23 protein-coding genes are annotated in these 23161 nt (G+C 35.7%); 18 read left to right on the top strand and 5 right to left on the bottom strand.

Features of this window, described 5'->3' with window-relative positions; genetic code table 11:
* Complete coding sequence (locus ACFPVY_RS05035; RefSeq protein ID WP_379790759.1) at positions 1–840, top strand: OmpA/MotB family protein; 840 nt, start codon at positions 1–3, stop codon at positions 838–840.
* Between the two features lie 209 nt (positions 841–1049).
* Here the strand turns inward: ACFPVY_RS05035 and ACFPVY_RS05030 are convergent, their stop codons facing one another.
* The 3 genes from ACFPVY_RS05030 to ACFPVY_RS05020 all read right to left on the bottom strand — a co-directional run bounded on the left by ACFPVY_RS05030 (position 1050) and on the right by ACFPVY_RS05020 (position 4784).
* Positions 1050–1670, bottom strand: coding sequence for an L-threonylcarbamoyladenylate synthase (locus ACFPVY_RS05030; RefSeq protein ID WP_379790757.1), 621 nt, complete (start codon positions 1668–1670; stop codon positions 1050–1052).
* Positions 1671–1721: 51 nt separating this feature from the next.
* Positions 1722–4058: an ATP-dependent helicase gene (locus ACFPVY_RS05025; RefSeq protein WP_379790755.1), complete on the bottom strand. Its 2337-nt coding sequence runs from the start codon at positions 4056–4058 to the stop codon at positions 1722–1724.
* Between the two features lie 108 nt (positions 4059–4166).
* The gene (locus ACFPVY_RS05020; protein WP_379790753.1) at positions 4167–4784 is read right to left on the bottom strand and encodes an alpha-ketoglutarate-dependent dioxygenase AlkB family protein; all 618 of its coding nucleotides are present in this window, start codon (positions 4782–4784) and stop codon (positions 4167–4169) included.
* A gap of 91 nt (positions 4785–4875) precedes the next feature.
* On the opposite strand from ACFPVY_RS05020, the gene ACFPVY_RS05015 reads away from it, so the two are divergent.
* The 11 genes from ACFPVY_RS05015 to ACFPVY_RS04965 all read left to right on the top strand — a co-directional run bounded on the left by ACFPVY_RS05015 (position 4876) and on the right by ACFPVY_RS04965 (position 17011).
* On the top strand, positions 4876–5541 hold the full coding sequence (locus ACFPVY_RS05015; RefSeq protein ID WP_379790751.1) for an HAD family hydrolase: 666 nt from the start codon (positions 4876–4878) through the stop codon (positions 5539–5541).
* A 119-nt stretch (positions 5542–5660) separates the two neighbouring features.
* On the top strand, positions 5661–6266 hold the full coding sequence (locus tag ACFPVY_RS05010; protein ID WP_379790749.1) for a flavin reductase family protein: 606 nt from the start codon (positions 5661–5663) through the stop codon (positions 6264–6266).
* An 18-nt stretch (positions 6267–6284) separates the two neighbouring features.
* Positions 6285–8579, top strand: coding sequence for an oxidoreductase (locus ACFPVY_RS05005; protein WP_379790747.1), 2295 nt, complete (start codon positions 6285–6287; stop codon positions 8577–8579).
* A gap of 54 nt (positions 8580–8633) precedes the next feature.
* Positions 8634–10253 (top strand): AMP-binding protein, encoded by a 1620-nt coding sequence (locus tag ACFPVY_RS05000; RefSeq protein WP_379790745.1) that lies wholly within the window; start codon positions 8634–8636, stop codon positions 10251–10253.
* 50 nt (positions 10254–10303) lie between these two features.
* On the top strand, positions 10304–11887 hold the full coding sequence (locus ACFPVY_RS04995) for an FMN-binding glutamate synthase family protein (RefSeq protein ID WP_379790743.1): 1584 nt from the start codon (positions 10304–10306) through the stop codon (positions 11885–11887).
* 31 nt (positions 11888–11918) lie between these two features.
* On the top strand, positions 11919–12350 hold the full coding sequence (locus ACFPVY_RS04990; protein WP_379790741.1) for an acyl-CoA thioesterase: 432 nt from the start codon (positions 11919–11921) through the stop codon (positions 12348–12350).
* A gap of 26 nt (positions 12351–12376) precedes the next feature.
* Complete coding sequence (locus tag ACFPVY_RS04985; RefSeq protein ID WP_379790739.1) at positions 12377–13357, top strand: carbon-nitrogen hydrolase family protein; 981 nt, start codon at positions 12377–12379, stop codon at positions 13355–13357.
* Between the two features lie 68 nt (positions 13358–13425).
* On the top strand, positions 13426–14040 hold the full coding sequence (locus ACFPVY_RS04980) for a transposase (RefSeq protein WP_379790737.1): 615 nt from the start codon (positions 13426–13428) through the stop codon (positions 14038–14040).
* 62 nt (positions 14041–14102) lie between these two features.
* Positions 14103–15212, top strand: a complete 1110-nt coding sequence (locus ACFPVY_RS04975) for a cupin domain-containing protein (protein WP_379790735.1) — start codon at positions 14103–14105, stop codon at positions 15210–15212.
* A gap of 79 nt (positions 15213–15291) precedes the next feature.
* On the top strand, positions 15292–16200 hold the full coding sequence (locus ACFPVY_RS04970) for a fumarylacetoacetate hydrolase family protein (RefSeq protein ID WP_379790733.1): 909 nt from the start codon (positions 15292–15294) through the stop codon (positions 16198–16200).
* Between the two features lie 61 nt (positions 16201–16261).
* Positions 16262–17011, top strand: coding sequence for a maleate cis-trans isomerase family protein (locus tag ACFPVY_RS04965; protein WP_379790731.1), 750 nt, complete (start codon positions 16262–16264; stop codon positions 17009–17011).
* A 250-nt stretch (positions 17012–17261) separates the two neighbouring features.
* Here the strand turns inward: ACFPVY_RS04965 and ACFPVY_RS04960 are convergent, their stop codons facing one another.
* Positions 17262–17978 carry a 3-ketoacyl-ACP reductase gene (locus ACFPVY_RS04960; protein ID WP_379790730.1) on the bottom strand — a complete coding sequence of 239 codons (717 nt, stop codon included), beginning with the start codon at positions 17976–17978 and terminating at the stop codon, positions 17262–17264.
* Between the two features lie 155 nt (positions 17979–18133).
* On the opposite strand from ACFPVY_RS04960, the gene ACFPVY_RS04955 reads away from it, so the two are divergent.
* The 5 genes from ACFPVY_RS04955 (at position 18134) to ACFPVY_RS04935 (ending at position 20984) form a co-directional block, all read left to right on the top strand.
* Positions 18134–18505 carry a nuclear transport factor 2 family protein gene (locus ACFPVY_RS04955; protein ID WP_379790728.1) on the top strand — a complete coding sequence of 124 codons (372 nt, stop codon included), beginning with the start codon at positions 18134–18136 and terminating at the stop codon, positions 18503–18505.
* 51 nt (positions 18506–18556) lie between these two features.
* The gene (locus tag ACFPVY_RS04950; RefSeq protein ID WP_379790726.1) at positions 18557–19357 is read left to right on the top strand and encodes a TIGR00266 family protein; all 801 of its coding nucleotides are present in this window, start codon (positions 18557–18559) and stop codon (positions 19355–19357) included.
* Between the two features lie 83 nt (positions 19358–19440).
* A complete protein-coding gene (locus tag ACFPVY_RS04945) occupies positions 19441–19716 on the top strand; it encodes a hypothetical protein (RefSeq protein ID WP_379790724.1) in 276 nt (91 codons plus the stop codon).
* A gap of 117 nt (positions 19717–19833) precedes the next feature.
* A complete protein-coding gene (locus ACFPVY_RS04940) occupies positions 19834–20358 on the top strand; it encodes a thioredoxin family protein (RefSeq protein ID WP_379790722.1) in 525 nt (174 codons plus the stop codon).
* Positions 20359–20426: 68 nt separating this feature from the next.
* Positions 20427–20984, top strand: a complete 558-nt coding sequence (locus ACFPVY_RS04935) for a DUF6642 family protein (RefSeq protein ID WP_379790720.1) — start codon at positions 20427–20429, stop codon at positions 20982–20984.
* A 71-nt stretch (positions 20985–21055) separates the two neighbouring features.
* On the opposite strand, the gene ACFPVY_RS04930 is transcribed toward ACFPVY_RS04935, so the two are convergent.
* Complete coding sequence (locus ACFPVY_RS04930) at positions 21056–22522, bottom strand: glycosyltransferase family 2 protein (RefSeq protein ID WP_379790718.1); 1467 nt, start codon at positions 22520–22522, stop codon at positions 21056–21058.
* A gap of 425 nt (positions 22523–22947) precedes the next feature.
* Here ACFPVY_RS04930 and ACFPVY_RS04925 point away from each other — a divergent pair, with 425 nt between their 5' ends.
* Entirely contained in the window at positions 22948–23124 is a 177-nt protein-coding gene (locus tag ACFPVY_RS04925; protein WP_379790716.1) for a histone H1, read from the top strand.
* Positions 23125–23161 lie beyond the last annotated feature (37 nt).

Raw genomic sequence — 23161 nt, 5'->3', positions numbered from 1 at the left:
ATGAGAAAAGCTGTTTTGATACTTTCTTTAGTAGCGTTCACGTTAACCTCGTGCGGTTCAAAGAAAAAAATTGCTGAATTAGAAGCAAAAAACAAAGAGATTCAGGACTTACTGAATACGGCAACCGTTAAGCTGAACACGTGCTTGACTGAACGAGAAGCATTTGCTAATCAACTGGATTTCTTGAAAAAGAACAATTCTGACTTGATTAACAATATGGGTAATTTGACAACATTGTCGTCAAAAGGAGCTGAAAACCTTGAGAAATCATTGGAAAGCTTGAAAGAAAAAGACTTGAAAATCACAAGATTGCAAGATGCTTTGACTAAAAAAGATTCTGTGACTTTGGCAATCGTTACTAGCTTAAAAAGTTCAGTGGGAATCAGCGATCCAGACATCCAAATCAATGTGGAAAAAGGAGTTGTATTTATCTCAATTGCTGATAAATTGCTTTTCAAAAGCGGAAGTTACGTAGTAAGTGACAAAGCGAAAGAAGTTTTGGCTAAAGTGGCTAAAGTGGTAAACAGCAAACCAGATTTTGAGTGTATGGTTGAAGGTCACACAGATAACGTGCCTTACAAATCAAACGGAGTTATCCTTGACAACTGGGATTTGAGCGTGAAACGTTCAACTTCGATCATCAGAGTATTGCAAGAATTGAATGTGAATCCAAAACAATTGATCGCCGCAGGTAGAGCTGATTATATTCCATTAGTGGATAACAATTCTGCAGAAAACAGAGCAATCAACAGAAGAACAAGAATTGTGGTTCTTCCAAAAATTGATCAATTCTATGATATGATCGAAAAAGAAATGAAAAATATGTCAGCGAAACAATAAGCTGATTTTAAATAGTTTAAATGAAAAAGCAGGCCCAAAAGCCTGCTTTTTATGTATCCTCAATTTTGTTTATTAATAACCAATTAAATATTTAAATTAAGAATAGCATATGGTAAGTATTGTTATCACTAGTAGGACTTCTTAATTGGTGGTGCTAAATTATGATTAATTATTACAATAGCAAATATTTTGCCAGAAAAGTAAGAAAATTATAAGAAATCAATTGGGCCTTTTCCTTCCCTGATTACGACAGGTTCTCCTTCGGATAAATCAATGATTGTGGAAGCTTGATTGTCGCCATAACCTCCGTCAATTACCACATCAACTAAGTTTTGCCATTTCTCAAAAATCAACTCTGGATCAGTTGTATATTCAATCACATCATCATCATCATGAATAGACGTGGAAACAATCGGATTTCCTAATTGTCGCACGATTTCTAAAGCAATTGAATTATCTGGCACACGGATCCCGACAGTTGTTTTCTTCTTAAATTCCTTCGGAAGATTATTATTTCCTGGTAAAATAAAAGTGTACGGACCAGGTAATGTTCTCTTCAAAAGCTTAAAAGTCGAAGTGTCGATTTGTTTTACGTAATCTGAAATATTGCTCAAATCGTGACAAACAAAAGAGAAATTCGCTTTTTCAAGTTTAATTCCTTTGATTTTTGCAATGCGTTCTAAAGCCTTCGTGTTTGTAATATCGCAACCCAAACCATAAACGGTATCTGTTGGATAAATTACTAAACCGCCGTCTTTCAAAACTTTAACTACCTTTGCAATCTCTTTTTCGCTTGGATTTTGAGGGTATATTTTTATAAATTGTGCCATAAAATTGTAGTTGTGTTCTTATAAAGTTACAACTTTTTCTTTAAAAATGCATTATGATAAAACATCCAATCTCGCAAAACGAAGCAATAATTTTTTGATGCCGCCCACTTCAAATTTAATTTCCGCCTTTTTATCAGCGCCAACTCCTTCGATATTTAAAACCTCGCCTTTTCCAAAACGTTCGTGCATCACAACATTTCCAACATTCAACTTGCTATCCGGAAGATTCGATGAACTCACAGAAGAAGATCCGTTTGAGGATACGGGCTTCAGTCTTCTCACGCTGGTATTTGGTTCAGAATCTTCACCATATTTCTTTGGAGGAATTCCTGCTTGTGGTTTATTCAAACGCAATTTCGATTTATCAACGTCGCCAAAAACATCAATATCAATCATTGGTTTATAGCGATAACTTCCTTCATTTGGAGTCAAATATTCTAAAAATTGTCCGTGAATTTCTTCAATAAATCGTGATGGTTCTGAGTCTGTCAATTTTCCCCAACGGTAACGCGATTGCGCATACGTCAAATAAGCTTGATGTTCGGCTCTTGTTAAAGCCACATAAAACAAACGTCTTTCTTCTTCCAATTCACTTCTCGTGCTCATTGACATTGCACTCGGAAACAAATCTTCTTCCATTCCCACGACAAAAACGTATGGAAATTCAAGTCCTTTTGCCAAGTGAATCGTCATCAAAGCAACACGATCATCGTCGCCTGTATCTTTATCTAAATCGGTTGCCAAAGCCACATCTTCCATAAATTCAGAGAGAGCGCCTCTCGCACCATCAATTTCTTTTTGGCCTTCAATAAAATCTTTGATACCGTTTAATAATTCTTCGATATTCTCCAATTTGGCAATACCTTCAGGCGTGCCGTCTTTTTTCATTTCTTGAATCAAACCCGTTTTTTTCGTCACATGTTCTGACAAATAAAACGCATCTTGATTTTGATCAATCACTTGAAAACTCTTGATCATGGTTACAAAATCAGAAATTCTGCCACGAGTTCCGGTGTTTAATTTCAAGTCAATTTTGTCGATATGTTCCATCACCTCAAAAATCGAACGCTTGTAATGATTGGCAGCAATTGTCAGTTTTTCAACCGTCGTATCGCCAATTCCACGCGCCGGATAATTGATCACACGAATCAAAGCTTCTTCATCTTTTGGGTTGATAATCAATCGCAAATAAGCCAAAACGTCCTTGATTTCTTTTCTTTGGTAGAAAGACAAACCTCCATAAATTCTATATGGAATGTCGCGTTTTCTCAAGGCGTCTTCCATCGCACGCGATTGTGCATTGGTTCGGTATAAAATGGCGAAGTTTCCGTTGTTCATCTGGTTTTGCATCTTTTTTTCAAAGATTTCTCCAGCCACAAAACGACCTTCTTCACCGTCAGTTAAACTTCGATGTACTTTAATTTTTGGACCATCATCATTAGCCGTCCAAACAATTTTATCTAATTTGGTTTTATTTTTATCAATGATGGAATTCGCCGCTTCAACAATATTTTTTGAAGAACGGTAATTTTGTTCCAATCTATAAGTTTGAACTCCAGCGTAATCTTTTTGGAAGTTCAAAATGTTGTTAATATTCGCGCCTCGGAAAGCATAAATACTCTGAGCATCATCCCCAACCACGCAAATATTTTGGAATTTATCTGATAAAGCCCTAACAATCAGATACTGAGAGTGATTTGTATCTTGGTACTCATCAACCAAAATATATCTGAAACGATTTTGATATTTTGCCAAAACATCTGGAAAAAGATTCAGCAATTCATTGGTTTTCAATAATAAATCATCAAAATCCATTGCGCCAGCTTTGAAACATCTTTCCACATAAGCTTGGTAAATTTCACCCAAACGAGGTTTTTTTGACATTGCGTCTTGTTCCTGCAATTCTGGATTATTGAAATATGCTTTTACGGTAATCAAGCTATTTTTATAGGAAGAAATTCTGCCCAAAATTTGTTTTGGTTTGTAAACATCTCTATCCAATTGCATTTCCTTAATAATCGAGCTGATTAATCGAACGGAATCTTGCGAATCATAAATCGAGAAATTTGACGGATAACCTAATTTATCAGCTTCAGAACGAAGAATTCTGGCAAAAACCGAGTGAAAAGTTCCCATCCAAAGGTTTTTTGCTTCGGTTGAACCCACAATATCAGAAATACGCTTTTTCATTTCACGAGCGGCTTTGTTCGTAAAAGTCAATGACAAAATGTTGAACGCGTCAACGCCTTGGTGCATCAAATAAGCAATTCTGATGGTTAATACTCTGGTTTTTCCTGAACCTGCTCCCGCAATGATGATCATTGGCCCATCTTTTTGAAGAACTGGCTGTTGTTGGGCATCATTAAGCTGGCTAATATATTGTTGCATTTTTTTCTGTTTTCAAATGCAAAAATACGGAATATATTGGTGATTTGCGAACTTGGAAATAAGCTTTTGTTGCTTTAAATTTTCAGTTATTAAAGCTTTGAAAAATAATTATTTAGAAAAATTTTCGATTGTTCTAAAAGTCAAATTTACTCTCGGAGATTGAACCGTTTTCGTCGGAGGCAATCGATGCAACCAATGAGTTTGTGTTTCATCTTTCATCACAATTAAACTTCCGGGCTCGAGAATAATATTGACAACTTCTTTTGATTCTTTGTGTTTAAACGCAAATTTTCTTGTTGCTCCAAAACTTAATGAAGCAATCGCGCCATTTTTCTTCAGATCTTTTTCGCCGTCGCTGTGCCAAGCCATTCCTTCTTCGCCCGAATGATAGAGATTTAAAAGACAAGAATTGTAAGTTTCTCCCGTAATTTCTTCAACATTTTTTTTCAACTCCAAAAGTTCGTGTGTCCAAAAAAGTGCTTTTTTAGTCCTATTTGAGTAAGTGTATTCAAATTCAGAATCTCCATACCAAGCCACTTTTCTCTTGGTTACAATCAACTTTCCAAAAATAATCGCTTCATCATTTTTCCAGTCAATTTCCGAAAAAAGCGTCTGGTAATAATGATTGGCTTCCGCTTGCGAAAAAACTTTTCCATAATAATTTACCGTTCCATCTTTCGGAAGTAAATTTCTATCCGCGCCTATTTCGGTATTGAATAAATCCATAGTACAAATATCTTTAATTTAAATTTAGTAGATTTTGATTTCTTTCGAAAGCTTTTCCGCCTTACCTTTAAAATTATTGAAAATTGTAAGTATGGAATCTAAATCAGCTCAAAAATACGAATGCATCATCTTTGATTGCGACAATGTTTTGGTCGATACCGAAGCGATAATGTTATCCGTTTTAGTAGAAATTGTGAAAGATTTTGGCGTAAATATGACCGTTGAGGAAGCTGTTTATAAATTCTGCGGAAAGCCGATGCAAGAAATAATAAGCAACTTAGAAGCAATTGCAAATTCCAAATTTCCGGAAGATTTTGAGTCAAGATATAGAGCGATTTCCTATGAAAAATTCCGAAAAGAATTACAACCAAAAGATGGCGTTCAAGAATTATTGGCAAAAATCGAAGTCCCGTTTTGCGTAGCTTCCAACGGGCCAAGACAAAAAATCGAACTAAATCTCGGCTTAACCGGATTATTACAATTTTTTACGCCAGAAACAATTTTTAGCGCTTACGACATAAATCACTGGAAACCAGATCCACAAATTTATATTCACGCTTCAAAGGCAATGGGATTTCTTCCTTCGCAGTGCGTTGTAATTGAAGACAGTCTTCCGGGAATTGAAGCTGGAATCAAGGGTGGCTTCAAGGTTTATGGTTTATCAAACGGATTTAATCATCAAGAATTAGCAGAAAAAGGTGCTATCGTTTTTAATGACATGCGTGAACTTAACACTCTTTTAAGAATTAAAAAATAAAATTTCGCTTGATCTAAATCGTCATAAAATTGCCATATCAATAATTTTTAGAACTTAAAAATACATTTCATTAAAAATTGTTCTAAAAATTTTCTTTAATTTGTACAAACACAAACTAAATGCAATTCAATCCTGAAGATTTAGACCAGCGTGCAATTTACAAATTGCTCACTGGAGCGATAATTCCCCGCCCAATTGGCTGGATTTCCTCAATAAGCGAAGATGGAATTCCAAATCTCGCTCCTTTTTCCTTTTTTAATGTCGTTGGCGACGATCCGCCACACGTAATGTTTTCAACTTCTCACGCGAATAATCATAAAAAAGATACATTGAATAACGTTTTGACAACCAAGCAATTTGTGGTCAATATGGTTACAGAAGAAATTGTCGAACAAATGAATATCACGGGACAAAATGTGCCACACGATGTGAATGAATTTGAATTAGCAGGCCTTACTCCTATTGATTCTATCAAAATTAAACCACCCAGAGTTTTAGAAAGTCAGGTTTCTTTTGAATGCGAATTGGTGCATCATTATACTTTAGAAAATCACAAATTTGGAGGTGGAACAATCATCATCGGAAAAATCGTGATGTTTCATTTCAACGACGAAGTATTGCTTGAAAATCACAAAATAAATTTAGAAAATTACAAGCCAGTTTCAAGATTGGCTGGCGCCGGATATGCAAAACTCGGAGAAATTTTCGACATAAAAAGAACTTAATTTTTTCAGAAAAACATCATGAAAATAGCAGTAATTGGTGGCGGTCCCGGAGGTTTATACTTTTCGATTTTGGTCAAAAAAGCGATTCCAGATTGTCAAATTGATCTTTATGAACGCAATAAAGCAGACGATTCTTTTGGTTTTGGAGTGGTTTTTTCGGATGAAACTTTGAGTGAATTTTTGACAAGAGATCCAAAATCATACAACTTGATCAGAAGCCGTTTTGCTTACTGGGATGATTTGGATGTTGCCAGAAACGGAGAAAAGATCCGCATTACCGGAAACGGTTTTTGTGGCTGTTCCCGAAAAACTTTGCTTCAATTATTGCAACAGCGCTGTAAAGAAGAAGCTGTAAATTTACATTTTGAGCACAACGTTGATGATCTTTTACAATTCAAAGATGCCGATGTAATTGTCGCTGGAGACGGAATAAACAGCGGAATAAGAGAACAATTTAAGGAAGATTTTGGAACTACAACTGTATTGCAAAAAAATAAATTTGTTTGGATGGGTTCCACAAAACCATTGGACGCATTCACTTATTTTTTCAGAGAAACGCCCCACGGAACTTTCGTCGCGCATACGTATCAATATGAAGAAGGAATGAGCACGTGGATTTTTGAAACAACCGAAAACACTTGGGAAAAGGCTGGTTTTGAAACTACTAATGAAGAAGATACGATCCAAAAACTTTCAGATATTTTCAAGGAAGAATTAGACGGCCACGGACTGATTTCGAACAGATCGCATTGGCGAAATTTCCCAATAATTACGAATAAAAATTGGTATAAAGATAATGTTGTTTTGCTTGGAGATGCCAAAGCTACAGCACATTATTCGATTGGTTCTGGAACAAAATTGGCGATGGAATGTGCGATTGCTTTGGCCGATTCTATTGTTGAAAATCAAGATAATATCCAAAAAGCTTTTCAAGAATACGATAACAAACGTCGCCAGCGCGTTGAAATGATTCAGCACGCCGCAAAGGTTTCGCTTGAATGGTTTGAAGATATGGATCGCCATATAAAACACAATTTTTTGCCGTTCGCTTTTGGCGTAATGACGCGCTCCAAGAAAGTGACTTTTGAAAATTTAGCCATAAGAGATTCGTCTTTTACTGATGCGGTTTTAGCAAATTTTAATCAGTCAATTGGAAATGAAAATCTTAAAAATCCACCTGCTTTTTCGACTTACTATTTAAGAAAAATGCACTTGCAAAATAGAATTGTGATGGCGCCGATGGAACAATATTCTGCTGAAAACGGATTGATTTCTGACTGGCATTTGGTTCATTATGGAAGTCGTGCAATTGGCGGCGTTGGACTGATTATTACAGAATCTGTTGCTGTTTCAGATATTGGAAAAGTTACTTTAGGTTGCGCAACGATAAATACTAAAGAACAGATAGATAGTTGGAAAAAAGTTATTGAATTTGTACATAAAAATAGTAAAGCAAAAATAGCAATTCAACTCGGACATTCAGGAAGACGCGGTGGTGTAAAATTGCCCTCTGAAGGTTATAATATTCCGTTGGAAAAATCTTGGGACTTACTTTCAGCTTCTGCAATTCCGTATAAAAATGGAATGCCTGTTCCAAAGGAAATGGATGCGGAAGATATGAAAATGGTAATTTCAGAATTTATTCAAGCCACAGAAAATGCCGAAGAAGCTGGATTTGATATGATTGAAATTCAAGCAAACCACGGGTTTTTGCTGGCGTCCTTCCTATCGCCATTGACAAATTTAAGAACGGATGAATTTGGCGGAAGCATTGAAAACAAATTAAAATTTCCTTTGGAAGTTTTTAAAGCGGTTCGAGAAAATTTTGATCAAAACAAGCCAATTTCAATCAGAATTTCTGCTTTTGATTGGGCTGAAAACGGTATTTCTGAAGCAGATGTTTTAGAAATTGCAAAAGCATTTAAGGAATCTGGAGTCGATATTATCAATGTTTCCACAGGTTACACTGTTGCCAAACAAAAACCAGGCTATGGAAGAATGTACCAAACTCCGTTTTCTGACGCTATTAAAAATACAATTGATATTCCAACAATTACGACAGGAACGATTCAAGATATCGACCAAATTAATACGATCATCTTAAACGGAAGAGCGGATTTAGTCGCGTTGGGAAGACCTTTATTATTAGATCCAAATTTTGTCAGAAACGCTCAGGCTTACGAACAATTTGAAGCAAACGATATTCCGTGGCAATACGAAAGCGGGATTTCGCATTTGTATCCTTATAAATTAAGCGAAAGAAAAGCCGTTGAAACTATGAAAAGAGAATTGAAACCAGAAAGCCATAAGTAAAAGAGTAACTCCGACAGAGTTTTAAACTCTGTCGGAGTTAAATAAAGACTAAAAATGACACAGTACAAAGATAATTTCGCACAAAAACATCTTCCTTCGCAAAAACTCCAACCTGATTATATTTATGATGGCGAAGAATTTCAGTTGCCTGAAGATTTGAATTGCGTTGAAAAATTATTAGACAATCATATTAAGGAAGGTCGCGGACAAAATATCGCCATTCGAACTTTTGAAAAAACGTGGAATTTTCAAGATTTATATGAAAAGTCGAACCAAATTGCGCACGTTTTGGTCGATGATTTGGGCTTGATTTCTGGCAACCGCGTTTTGATTCGTTCTGCAAATAATCCGATGTTTGTGGCTATTTGGTTTGCTATTTTAAAAGCTGGCGGAATTGTTGTTGCCACAATGCCTTTGCTCCGCGAAAAAGAACTGGAAGTGATGATTGACAGCGCTGAAATCTCGCACGCTTTCTGTGATTACCGCCTCGAAGAAGCGATGGCTTCGGTAAAATCTCAATTTTTAAGACAAGTCATTACGTTTGACGGAACAGAAACTTCGACTTCAAAATTAGAAGTTTTGATGCACAACAAGCCAAAATATTTTACCAATTTTCCGAGCAAAGCCAATGATATTTGCTTAATCGGATTTACATCAGGAACTACAGGAAACCCTAAAATGACATCGCATTATCACAAAGATATTCTGCTAATTTGTGAAGCTTTTCCAAAATATGCTTTGCAGCCAAAGCCAGAAGATATTTTTACAGGAAGTCCGCCATTAGGATTCACTTTTGGTCTTGGAGGTCTGGTTTTATTTCCTTTTTATTATGGAGCTTCCACTTTTTTGATCGAAAAACCTTCGCCAGAATTATTGTTGAAAGCAATTCAGGAACACAAAGTTTCGGTTATGTTTACAGCACCAACAGCATACCGAGTTTTAGCAACAAAAGTGGCAGATTTTGATATTTCTTCGCTCAGAAGATGTGTTTCTGCGGGAGAAACTTTGCCCGAAAAAGTCTGGGATGATTGGTTTGATGAAACCGGATTGAAAATTATCGACGGAATTGGAGCCACAGAAATGCTTCATATTTTCATAGCTTCCAGCGAAGAAAATATGAAAAAAGGTTCCACTGGAAAGCCTATTTTTGGATACGAAGCAAAAATAGTTGATAAAAAAGGAAATGAATTAGGAACAAATGAACCCGGAAAATTGGCTGTCAGAGGAATCACGGGTTGCAAATATTTAAACCGAACCGACAAACAAAAAGAATATGTGCAAAACGGCTGGAACCTGACCGGAGATATTTTCAGAAAAGACGAAGACGGCTATTATTGGTTCGTGGCTCGTGGCGACGATATGATTATTTCTTCAGGATATAATATTGCGGCAATTGAAGTGGAAAGTGTGCTTTTAAAACATGAAGACATTGCTGAATGTGCTGTCGTTGGGCTTCCGGATGAAAATCGTGGCATGTTAGTTTGCGCGTTTATCGTTTTGAATGACAAGTCAAAAGCTTGTGAAGAATACGCAAAATCAATTCAAAATTGGTTCAAGGAAAATGCGGCGCCTTATAAATATCCGAGGGAAATTCGTTTTTTAGAGATGCTTCCAAAAACAGAAACTGGTAAAATTCAGCGATTCAAATTGAAAGCGATTTCTGCCAAGAATTGATTAAAATTCACTAATATTAGCCTAAATAATAAAAGTCAAAATCCAACAGAATGAGGAAAGTATTTGTAGTCTTTAGTATCACGTCATTATCGATAATCGCGCTGATGACATACATTAATTGGAAAGCCATTTTCCTTTTATTGATATTCTTGCCGTTGATCATTATGGGATTTTATGATATGTTTCAGTCCAAAAAAACGATCAGAAGAAATTTTCCGCTGTTAGGAAGAATGCGTTATTTATTAGAATCCATCGGGCCAGAAATCAGGCAATATTTCGTAGAAACTGATTTAGACGGAACACCTTTTAACCGTTTGGAAAGAAGTTTGGTGTATCAAAGAAGCAAAAAAGAATCCGATTCGCACCCTTTCGGAACACAATTAGATGTTTATAACATTGGTTATCAATGGATAAACCACAGTATAAAAGCGATTCCGTTTGCAGAAATTGATATGAATCCGAGAGTAAAAATTGGCTCATCGCAATGCGAGAAACCCTATTTTGCAAGTTTGTATAATATTAGTGCAATGAGTTATGGATCGCTAAGTAAAAATGCGATTATGGCTTTAAATGCTGGCGCAAAACAAGGCGGTTTTTACCATAATACTGGTGAAGGCGGGCTTTCACCCTATCATCTTGAAGGCGGTGGCGACATCGTTTGGAACATTGGAACGGGTTATTTCAGCTGTCGCGATGATGATGGAAATTTCTCCTACGAACATTTTGAGAAAAGAGCGCATTTTGAAAACGTAAAAATGATTGAAATCAAGTTTTCTCAAGGCGCAAAACCTGGCCACGGAGGAATTCTTCCGAAGGAAAAAGTGACTGATGAAATCGCTGCAATTCGTTTGGTTGGAAAAGGAAAAGATATTATTTCGCCACCAACCCACTCGGCTTTCAAAACGCCGTTAGAATTAATGGATTTTATAAAATTATTGCGAAAAGGTTCTGGCGGAAAACCAATCGGGATGAAAATCTGTATTGGAAACAAATCGGAATTTCTCTCGATCTGTAAAGCAATGGTCGAAACGCAAACTTTCTTCGATTTTATTACGGTTGACGGCGGTGAAGGTGGAACTGGCGCAGCACCTATCGAATATTCGGATCACGTGGGAATGCCGTTGCGTGACGCGTTGGCTTTTGTGTATGATTCGCTAAAAGGTTTTGGAATTAAGGAAGAAATAAAAATTATTTGCAGTGGCAAAATTATTTCCGGTTTTGACATTATAAAAACACTTTCTACTGGAGCTGATTTGTGTAATTCAGCCCGAGGAATGATGTTCGCTTTGGGTTGCATTCAAGCGTTAGAATGTCACGCAAATACGTGTCCGACTGGTGTTGCAACGCAAGATCCGAAGTTGGTTAAAGGTTTGGTTCCCGAAGAAAAAAGCATTCGTGTGGCAAGATTCCAGCACGAAACGGTTAAAAATGCAATGGATTTGATGGCTTCTGCCGGAATTCGTCATCCAGATGATGTGGATCGAAGCGTTGTCAGTATGCGTGTTGACCGAACTAAAATCCAGACGTTTGCTGAGACTTACCCTGAATTAGAAACGGGATGTTTATTAGATGAAAATGCAATTCCGGATACGTTTAAATATTATATGAAGAAAGCTAGTGTTGAAAGTTTTTAATTATAGCCACTAGTCAAAATAGATTTAAAATATGAATAATTATTTTATAAAAGAAGAAAAAATACGTTTCAAACACGTTGATTATGCCGGAATTGTTTTCTATCCAAGATTCTTGGAAATGCTAAATGATTTGGTGGAAGATTGGTTCGAAGAAGCTTTGGAAAGGCCATTTTCAACAATTCACGAAACCAATGGAATCCCGACGGTTGATTTAAAAGTACAGTTTAAAAAAGCGGCACGTTTAGGAGAAACTTTAACCAAATCACTTTGGGTTAAAAATCTTGGCGGTGCTTCTGTAAACTGTGGTTTTCGTTTTGCCGATGAAAATAATAAAACGTGTTTGGAAGGCGAAGTGACTGTGGTAAATGTAGCTTTTAACGAAGAAAGAAACGACATCAAAGCTGAAGTTTTTTCAGAAGAAATGAAAGAAAAAATTTCTAAATACCTATTTCAAGAATCATAATTCGTAATTAATAATTTGCAATTAAAATGAATTTTCCAAAATTTAAAGCCGCAGCGGTTCAAACGTCTCCCGTTTTTCTAAATGCGGAAGCAACTGTCGATAAAGCTATTTCGTTTATCAAAGAAGCAACTCAAAACGGAGCGAGTCTTGTGGCTTTTCCGGAGGTTTTTATTGCCGGATATCCTTATTGGAATTGGATTATGACGCCAGTTCAAGGAAGTAAATGGTATGAAGTTTTATACAAATGCTCGGTTTTAGCGGACGGCCCAGAAGTTCAGAAAATTTGTGATGCAGCGAAAAAATTCAACGCTCACATTGTTATTGGAATTAACGAGCAAGGAAAAAGCTACGGAGAAATTTACAATACAAATCTGATTATAAATAACGAAGGAAAAGTTATCGGTAAACATCGAAAATTAGTCCCGACTTGGGCAGAAAAACTAACTTGGACAAGTGGTGACGGCTCTTCTTTAAAAGTCTATGACACTGAAATTGGCCCGATTGGAACTTTGGCTTGTGGCGAAAACACAAATACTTTGGCGCGATTTACATTGCTTTCGCAAGGCGAATTGATTCATATTGCCAATTACATTTCGCTTCCGGTTGCCCCACCAGATTATGATATGGCGGAAGCTATAAAAATTCGTGCGGCAGCGCATTCGTTTGAAGGAAAATTGTTTACCGTGGTTTCGTGTTCAACAATTTCCAAAGAAATTATGGATGCGTTAAAACCAGATGTTCCAAATGTAGAAGAATTATTGACTCGAAAAAATTCAGCTTTTTCGGGAATTATTGGCCCAAATGGCGCTGTTGTCGGCGAACCTTTGATTGATGACGAAGGAATTGTTTATGCCGAAATTGATTTGGCTAAATGTATCCAACCAAAACAAATGCACGATATCTTAGGACATTACAATCGCTTTGATATTTTTGATTTGAGAGTAAATGTAGCTCCAACGAGGAAGATTACTTTTATTGATAATCACGAAGAGTTTCATAAACGGTAACACTTTTAACCCAGGGTTTGAAACCCTAGCAGGGTTAAAAATTTTAAAAAATAAAAATAATCGCCATTATGCCAGAACACAAACAACCATTAATTCAAGGTCAGTATTTTCATATTTATAATCGAGGAAATAACGGAATTGATCTCTTTTATGATGCCGATTCTTATTACTACTTTTTAAAATTGTATGAAAAATATATTGAGCCAATAGCAGAAACGTATGCTTGGTGTTTGATGAAAAATCATTTTCACATTTTGGTATATTTAAAAATTGACACAGAAATTGACAAAAGTAAACTTGAGTATTCAACAGTTGAAAAAGCAAAAATAATTACTGCTTCAAAACAGTTTTCGCATTTTTTCAATGCTTATACTCAATCTATTAATAAACGATTTAAAAGAACTGGTAGCTTATTTGAAAAACCTTTTGAAAGAAAGATCATAACATCAAATAATTATTTACAAAAAGTAATTTTTTACATCCATAATAATCCGGTTCACCACGGATTTACAGATCATATTTGGAATTATCCTTGGTCTTCTTATGAAAGTATAATTTCGGAGAAATCAACCAAAATAAAGAGAAAAGAAGTAATTGATTTATTTCAAAACAAAGACGGTTTCTTAGAATTCCATACTATTGAACAAGATTTAAATGATGTTGCTAATTTATTAATTGATTAAATTTTTAACCCTGCTAGGGTTTGAAACCCTAGCAGGGTTAGGAAAGTAATAAAAATATTAAAATGGAAGGAAAATTCAACGACGATCAAATTGGCCGAGCGAGAGTTCAAACGACTCCAGAATTAGAAGCCTATTACAAAGAATTAGAAACTTTGGGAGCTGGTGCTTTGTGGACGGTTGCCAATGATATTGAACCTTGGGAACCACGAACATCATCCGTTCCAATGCTTTGGAAATATGATAATTTGCGCGAATTAGTTTTGAAATCATCTGAATTGGTAACGCCAGAACAAGCAGGACGACGCGTGGTTTATTTGGTAAATGATAACAGAAAAGATGTGAGCGCGGCAGTTGGCTGGTTGTATACCGGAATTCAAGTGACGCGACCTGGAGAAAGTACTTCGGCACATCGCCACAAGGCTTCGGCATTGCGTTTTATTATGGAAGGCGAAGGCGGTTATACAGTGGTTGACGGACATAAAATTACGTTTGAAGTTAATGACTTTGTGATTACTCCGAATTCAACTTGGCACGAACATGGCGTAAATGCGGATGGAAAAACGTGTATCTGGCAAGACGGTTTGGATATTCCGTTAATTAATGCTTTGGAAGCCAACGATTATGCAGTTTATGATGGAAAACAAGACTTAAAGCATCCGGTTAATTTTTCACCTATAACTTTCGGAAATTCAGGACTTTTGCCAGCCGATGGAATTTGGGAGAAACCATATTCTCCGTTGTTTAAATATTCATGGAAAAATGTCTATCCAGCTTTATTAGAAATGGCAAAAATAAACGAAGGTTCACCTTATGACGGAATTTTAATGCATTATTCTAACCCAAAAACTGGCGGTCACGTGATGCAAACAATGGGCGCTTCGATGCAATTATTGAAACCAGGACTACATACAAAAGCCCACCAACACACAGGTTCTTTCGTTTATCAATGCGCTAAAGGAAAAGGCTATTCTGTTATAAACGGAAAACGTTTCGACTGGAAAGAACGAGATATTTTTTGCATACCGTCTTGGGCAGTTCACGAACACGTCAATTTAAGCGACACTGAAGATGCTTGTTTGTTTTCTTTCAATGATTTGCCCGTAATTGAGTCTTTGGGATTGTATCAAGAGCGAACTTACGAAGAAAATGGAGGCTTTCAGAAAGTTATTTAAATAACAGAGTTTAGATAGCAGATTTCAGACATTAACAACACAATTTAATTCACCTTATACCAAAACCTTTTACCCAATAATGAAATTACTTACATATAAAACACAAGAATCAGAAGCAAGATTAGGATTTGTCCACAATAATAAAATTGTTGATATGGAAGATTTTGGCGAAACCGTAAATTTCCCGCTTCCGTCCACGATGCTCGAATTAATTGACTTGGGAATTGAAATTATTCCAGAAATTAATGATTTTTTGGAAGATTTAGACCAAGAATCTCTTGATGAAATTTCGTACTCATTTGATGAAGCAACAATCTTGGCTCCGATTCCAAAACCTAGAAAAAACATTATTGGAATTGGATTAAATTATACAGAACACGTTGCCGAAAGCGCACGAAACCTTGATACAACAGGCAAGCTTCCGCAGAAACCAATTATTTTTTCAAAACCGCCAACTGCAGTTATTGGGACAAATGACAATATTTTGTTGAACAAAAAATTGACACAACAATTAGATTGGGAAGTTGAATTGGCGGTCATAATCGGTAAAAAAGGAAAATATGTTTCCAAAGAAAACGCCATGGATTATGTTTTTGGATATACAATAATCAACGATATTTCTGCACGTGATTGCCGTCGCGAAGGACAATGGATTGTTTCAAAAGGTCAAGATACTTTTGCTCCGATGGGGCCGTATATTGTAACAAAAGACGAAATCGAAAATCCGCATAATTTGAATTTGTCATTAGAATTAAATGGCGTTGAAAAACAGAATTCTAACACTAAATTTCTGCTGTTCAATATAAATGATTTGATTGAAGATTTGAGCACTGTTTTTACAATTGAGCCAGGAGATATTATTGCAACAGGAACTCCGGCCGGCGTTGGCGCAGGAAGAACGCCTCAAGAATGGATGTGGGAAGGTGATGTTGTGGAAGCGACTGTGGAAGGAATTGGAACAATTAAGAATACCGTAAAAGAATTTTAATATAGTAAAAAGTTAAGATCCAAAAGGCAAAAGCTTGAACCCAAAACCTTACACCCAAAAAATGAAAAAATACAAAATAGGACAAATAGTTCCATCAAGTAACGTAACGATGGAAACAGAAATTCCAGCATTATTTCGTTCGAGAGAAACCATTTTTCCAGAAAGATTTACATTCCATTCTAGCAGAATGCGAATGAAAAAAGTTACCAAAGAAGAATTGGAAGCCATGGATGCAATGAGTTTGAAGTGCGCCCAAGAGCTTTCTGACGCAAGAGTTGACGTGATGGGTTATGCCTGTCTGGTTGCCATTATGAGCATGGGACGCGGTTATCATTGTGTTTCTGAAACCAATCTCCACGAAGAAACTGTGAAAAATGACTTCCCTACTCCAATTGTTACAAGTGCTGGCGCTTTGATAAACGGATTAAAAGTTTTAGGAGCGAAAAAAGTTGCCGTAATTACACCTTATATGAAACCTTTGACGCAATTAGTTGTTGATTACATTGAACATCAAGGTTTTGAAGTTGTGGATTTTATAGCTTTAGAAATTTCAGATAATCTGGAAGTTGCCGCTCAAAATCCTATGAATTTATTGGAGATTTACAAACGTTTAGATTTAACTGGCGTTGACGTTCTGGTAGCTTCCGCATGTGTTCAAATGCCTTCTTTGGAAGCTGTTGATTTAATCGAAAAAGAAATTGGTATTCCGGTCACAACTGCGGCGATTTGCACGACTTATGAAATGATGAAGAAATTAGGCTTGGAAACAAAAGTTCCGATTGGTGGTGCTTTGTTAAGTGGAAAGTATTGATTTGGTAAAACTATCTTAAATATAAAAAGAACCTAAATAGAATTAGTTAACTTTAATTACAAACATTAAAAAACTAACGCTATGAACGGATTTTTCAAAACAATTTTGGCCGGATGGGGAGCCAAAAAATTAGGAGGCGGTTGCCTTGGTACCATCATTTTATTCTTTATTATTTATTGGCTTTTAGGATATTTATAAAATCAAAAATCCCTTCAATTCGAAGGGATTTTTTTGTATCTATTTCAATTCATTACGGGTTTGTTGACCAAAGTGATGCTGATTTTAACATCGCTCTTCGGTTTAATTTTAATTGCGCCACGATTAATTCTGCAAAATCTTCTGCTTGCAAAACCTTGTCTGGATTCCCGTCAGTTAAGTTCAATGAAAGCGACATATCTGTAGCAATCGTGCTTGGAGTCAAGGTTGAAACTCTGATATTGTGTTTTCTAACCTCCATCATTAATGCTTCTGAAAGCCCCACAACCGCAAATTTTGATGCAGAATATGCGGTGGTATTCGCATTGCCACGCAAACCGGCAGTTGACGCCACATTAATGATGTCTCCGGTACTTCTCTCAATCATTTGCGGTAAAACTTCATAAGTGACATTGTAAATTCCCATCACATTTACATTTAAAATTTCTTGCCATCTTACAGGATCCATTTCCAGAAAGCTTCCAAAAGTTGCCGTTCCTGCGTTGTTAATCAAAATGTCAATGTGCCCAAAAGCCTCTTTTATATAATTTATCGATTTTTTAGTTTCCTCTAAATTTGTTACGTTAAAAACTGAATAAATCGCTTTTATACCAAAAGCTTGCAGTTCAGCCACAGTTTCCAACAGAATATCTTCATTTCTTCCAGTTATTGCAACATTAACACCTTCAGCAGCTAAAGCCAAAGCAGTTGCCTTACCCAAACCTTTGCCTCCGCCTGTAATCAAAGCATTCTTCCCCTGTAATTGTTCCATTTTTAAAGTATATTATTTGTAGATACAAATTTAAGGAAGAAGATAATTTTAAAATTATTTTTTAACTAATATTTTAGTAGGATTTTTATAAACAAAAAATATTTTGCTGACTTAAAGAAATAATCACTAACTTTAGTAACCCAATTATTACCATAATGCCCAAAACGCATCAAGAAATAATTTATCAAGCTGAATCAGAGCTACTTAATGCATTGACAAATAATGATAGGGGATTGTTGCGTCAAATTATCCATAAGGATATTGTCTACACTAATGAAAATGGAGAAACTTTTATTGGAATTGATAATCTTCAAATCAATGATCCAAAAATTTTGAAAATTGAAAAGCTCGATGTGCTAGAAAGAGAAATTAGCCTTTTCAACAATATTGCAATTGTTAACACTCTTGAAAGTCGTCAAGGCAAATATTTGAGTCTTCATTTTAAAGCAAATTATCGGTTAACAAGAACTTGGAAATTCTGTAAAAATAAATGGATTTTAATTGCAACAAGTACCGTTATAATTTAGTTTATTAAATTTTTTTTTAAAATTTGAGCATACATTAAAATTAAAAATCTTATGACATCACACGAAATCGATTACCAAATTTTTGGTGAAGAAATGCAATATGTGGAAATTGAACTAGATCCGCAAGAAGCCGTTGTAGCAGAAGCCGGAAGCTTTATGATGATGGACAACGGCGTTTCAATGGAAACCATATTTGGGGACGGATCCAACCAAACTCAAGGCGTAATGGGAAAACTTTTCTCGGCCGGAAAACGTCTTTTAACAGGCGAAAGTCTCTTTATGACTGTTTTTCTAAACCAATTTCACGCAAAACGAAAAGTAAGCTTTGCTTCTCCTTATCCAGGAAAAATTGTTCCGATTGATTTGACAAATTATGGCGGAAAATTTATTTGCCAAAAGGATGCTTTTTTATGCGCTGCCAAAGGAGTTTCAGTGGGAATTGAGTTTTCAAGAAAATTGGGCAGAGGTCTCTTTGGAGGCGAAGGTTTTATCATGCAAAAGCTTGAAGGCGACGGAATGGCGTTTATTCATGCCGGAGGAACTTTAGCCAGAAAAGAACTTGCCGTGGGCGAAGTTTTAAAAGTTGATACTGGTTGCATAGTTGGTTTTACACAAGATGTAAATTATGATATCGAATTTGTTGGCGGTATTAAAAATACAATTTTTGGAGGCGAAGGTTTGTTTTATGCCACATTAAGCGGTCCCGGAATTGTTTATATTCAATCGCTTCCGTTTAGTCGATTGGCAGGAAGAATTTGGGCCACAGCACCACAAGCCGGCGGTAAACAGCGCGACGAAGGAAGTTTGCTTGGCGGAATCGGGAATTTGCTTGATGGTGACAATAGATTTTAAACTTATAACCATTTCAGAAAATCGTGTAAGATGATTTCTTTCGATAATTCTCAACTTTGTAGTCAACCTAAAAAACAATGATTATGAAAGGAATTGACAAATACATTTTCGCATTTTTGCTGATCGCATCATTGACAATGATTTTTGCTTCTTGTAAACAAACAAATAGCGAAGAAGATGCCGTTATGCAACAAAACTCAACGACTGAAACAGAAAAAACATACACAAGTGAAGGCACCATAAGTACTGGAACCAAAGACACCATGAACGACCACACAAATGGTGTTGATAATTCAAAAATGGACAACACAGCAGGCGAAGTTCCTGTAAAGGGGGAAATTCCGCCAGCAAGAAATTAAAACTTAGTATTATTTTTGGTCAAAAAAGTCACTCTCGCAGTGGCTTTTTTATTTTAAATTACTTGATTAAATATTTACAATAATTCCGTAATTTCATCATCTCAAAAAATTTACCACATGAAAATTAAAACGCTCTTGTTATGTCTGTTCTTATTAGGAACAATTTCTACCGTAAAAGCTCAAGAAAAAGCTTCGGTAATTCTTGAAAAAGCAATGACTCAGGCTAAAAAAGAAAATAAAAAAGTATTTGTAATGTATCATGCTTCCTGGTGTAGTTGGTGTAAATTGATGGAAAAAAACATGAATGTTCCGTTAATTAAACCTTTTTTCGACAGAAGTTATGTGACTGTTTTTTTAACCGTAAATGAACGAGGCGATAAGAAAAACCTCGATAATCCGGGAGCTTTGGATATGTTGAAAAAATCAAAAGCTGAAAATTCAGGAATTCCGTTTTGGCAAATTTTTGATACCGAAGGAAAACTTTTAGCCGATGCTTTTGATTCAAAAGGACAGAACTTGGGATGTCCATCGACGCAAGAAGAAGTGGCTGAGTTTACTTATAAATTGAAAAAAACTTCTGATTTAGACGAATCAGAAAGAAGAAATATCGCCACTGTTTTTACGGAGAAAAAGAAAAAATAGTTTTTAGCAATCATCAATTTTAAAGGCCCGATGATGACGTCGGGCCTTTTTATTTTTACGAAGTCAATATGGAATATGATAAATTTATTTTCAGTCTGGAAGCAGTTCCAGATGTAGAAAACGAACATGAAACAGAAACCACAAAAAGCTTGGAACAGCTCGCCATCCAAGGAATTGAAAGTATTTACCAAGTTTGTGATACTATTGAAAGTTTAGAAGAAAGTCTGACCGCGCTTCTTTATGACGACCACAATTTTACCAATTATGAGATCATTTATTTGGTGATGAAAGGCGAAGAAAATAACATTTGCTTGAACAATTATTATTACAGCTTGGAAGAAATTGCTGAACTTTTTGAAGGAAAAATGCGTGGAAAGATCATTCATTTTGCCAATTCAAAACCTTTAGATTTGACAGCCGAAGAATCGCAGTATTTTTTAGATATTACCGGAGCGCGCGCTATTTCTGGCTATGGAAATTACACCAGCAAAGTTACAAGCAGTAATCTCGATAAAGTTTTTTTCAGCTTATGCCAAGACGAAGATGACGTTGTGGAAATTGTGGAAACATTACACGAAAAACATTATACGATTTGCAAATTGCTTGATTTTCGGCTTTATTACTAGAAAATAATTTATAAAAAAAATCCAAGATTGGAAATTACCATCTTGGATTTTTTTAATTTATATGTAGAATTTTAAGAAAGTTCCCTTGTCAACCAACCTCTTTTTCCTGCAGTTGCAATTGCGTAAGGCATAATCCAGAATAATCCGAAGGTGTATAAAATACTATAAGTGTATGCCCAAACTGATTCTGAGATTCCGTGGCGTTTTGCGTAGAAAAATACTGGAAAACTTGCCGCAATCAAAATTCCTGCAAACGTTGAAGCAATAAATAATAAAGGATGTACCGCGATGAAAAAAAGCATAAATAACAAGAACGGATATGCCATTGCAATTGACAAAAATTGATTGATATACAATAATCTTGCTCCCGCTTTTGATTCTTTTCTGAAATTTGTAAAGACAAATTTTGCCATCATCAAGTTCTCACGAACGTTACTTCTTCCCCATCTGATGAACATTTTATATAATCCGGTGTATCTTTCTGGAACGTTTGTCAAAACATAAGAATTTCTTTGGAACAAAACAGTTTTCCCTTGTTTTAAGATCATATTTGTCATTGCTCGATCTTCACCAATATCAGATGGTTGGCCCATAAAAGTTTGGTTAATCCATTCTGGAAGACATTTAAAAACCGCTGAACTTCTGTAAGCGGCCAAAGCTCCTGGCGTGCATAAAACCGTTCCCAGCATGCTTTCTACCGAACGAATAAATTCAAAACTCATAACGAAACTTACATTCAACATCTTCGGAAGCATTGCTTTTTGATTGTTCAAAACTTGCACATTTCCTGCAACAGCTCCGCAATTTTCATTGGTTATAAATGGCGAAACTAAATTTCTTAAAGTATCTGGTTTTACAATCGAATCACTATCAATAGTTACAAAAATTTCTCCAGTTCCAAGATTAAATCCACGGTAAAGTGCGTGACGTTTTCCTGCATTTTTAGGCTGTTGAAAGATCTCAACGCGGTCGCCTAATTTCTTTTTGGCTTCTTGCATCCAATACCAAGTATCGTCTTTACTTCCGTCGTCGATCGCCAATAATTGCATTTTTTGCTCTGGAAAATCGCTTGCCACGACACTCATCAAAGTGTCATAAACCAACTTTCCTTCGTTATAAGCAGGAACAATAACGGTAACCGTTGGAAGTTCTTCATCACTCACAGACTCAATTGGCTTGTATTTGAAATATAAAACGACATTGTAGATAAAGAAAGAAAGTTTGAAAAAAAACAGCGCTCCGGCAACAATCATAAATGATAATCCGATTGTTGAATTCATTCTATCTAAATTAAACTGCTCAAAATCGTCTTGAAATTCATAAGCCAAATAAGCACCGCCAAATAACAACGCAAAAGTTCCCAAAATCACCAAAGTATTTAGTTTGCTGATTCTTGCAAAAGCGTTATCTAAAAAAGTTTGCTTAAATGTTAATTTGTTTACTCGAAGGATGAAGTTATTTAAAACTTGTTCATCGATAATCCCTGCATCATGTTCTGGGGAGTAAAATTCTTTTGATGTAATTGTATCGCCTTCCATACCGTTTGTCTTATTTGGTTTACATTTTTTTGTGGTGTAAACAATAGAGCAATGGTCGTGCCAACGAACATTTTGTAGCAAATACAGCTATTTCGGAGGTTTTAAGGTGGGTAATTGTGTGGAATTATTGCATAATTTGCACAATATTTCTACAATTATTTGTGTGAAGTTTCTCCTAATAAAGGATATGCCTCAATTTAATTTTGTTAATCAACATTTGATTTTGTAGCAGAATAAAAATGGTAAAAAAATAAATATCCATATATTTGGTCATTTATAAGAAGCCAACACTTTGATTTTAAAATACCTAAACGCAAAATATTTAAAAGCTATATTTCTTTCTATTTTGTTTTAAAAAAAACAGCTATTTTATTTAGAAAATCTTTAATAAATATTAAATTTGTAACATAACTTAAATAAAAATCATGAAAGATTTAATCGAGAAAATCAACGCAGAATTTGAAACATTTAAAACAGAATCAGAATCGTTAACTGAAAAAGGTGTAAAAGCTGCAGGTGCAAGAGCGCGTAAAGCAACTTTAGAGCTTGAAAAACTTCTTAAAGAATTTAGAAAAGTTTCTATCGAAGAGTCAAAAAAATAATATTTTGATGTTATAATTTTAAAGGCCGTCATAACAG

Source organism: Flavobacterium qiangtangense, assembly GCF_042658345.1.
In the GTDB taxonomy this organism is placed as follows: Bacteria; Bacteroidota; Bacteroidia; order Flavobacteriales; family Flavobacteriaceae; genus Flavobacterium; species Flavobacterium qiangtangense.
This window is presented reverse-complemented; position numbering and strand designations above follow the sequence as displayed.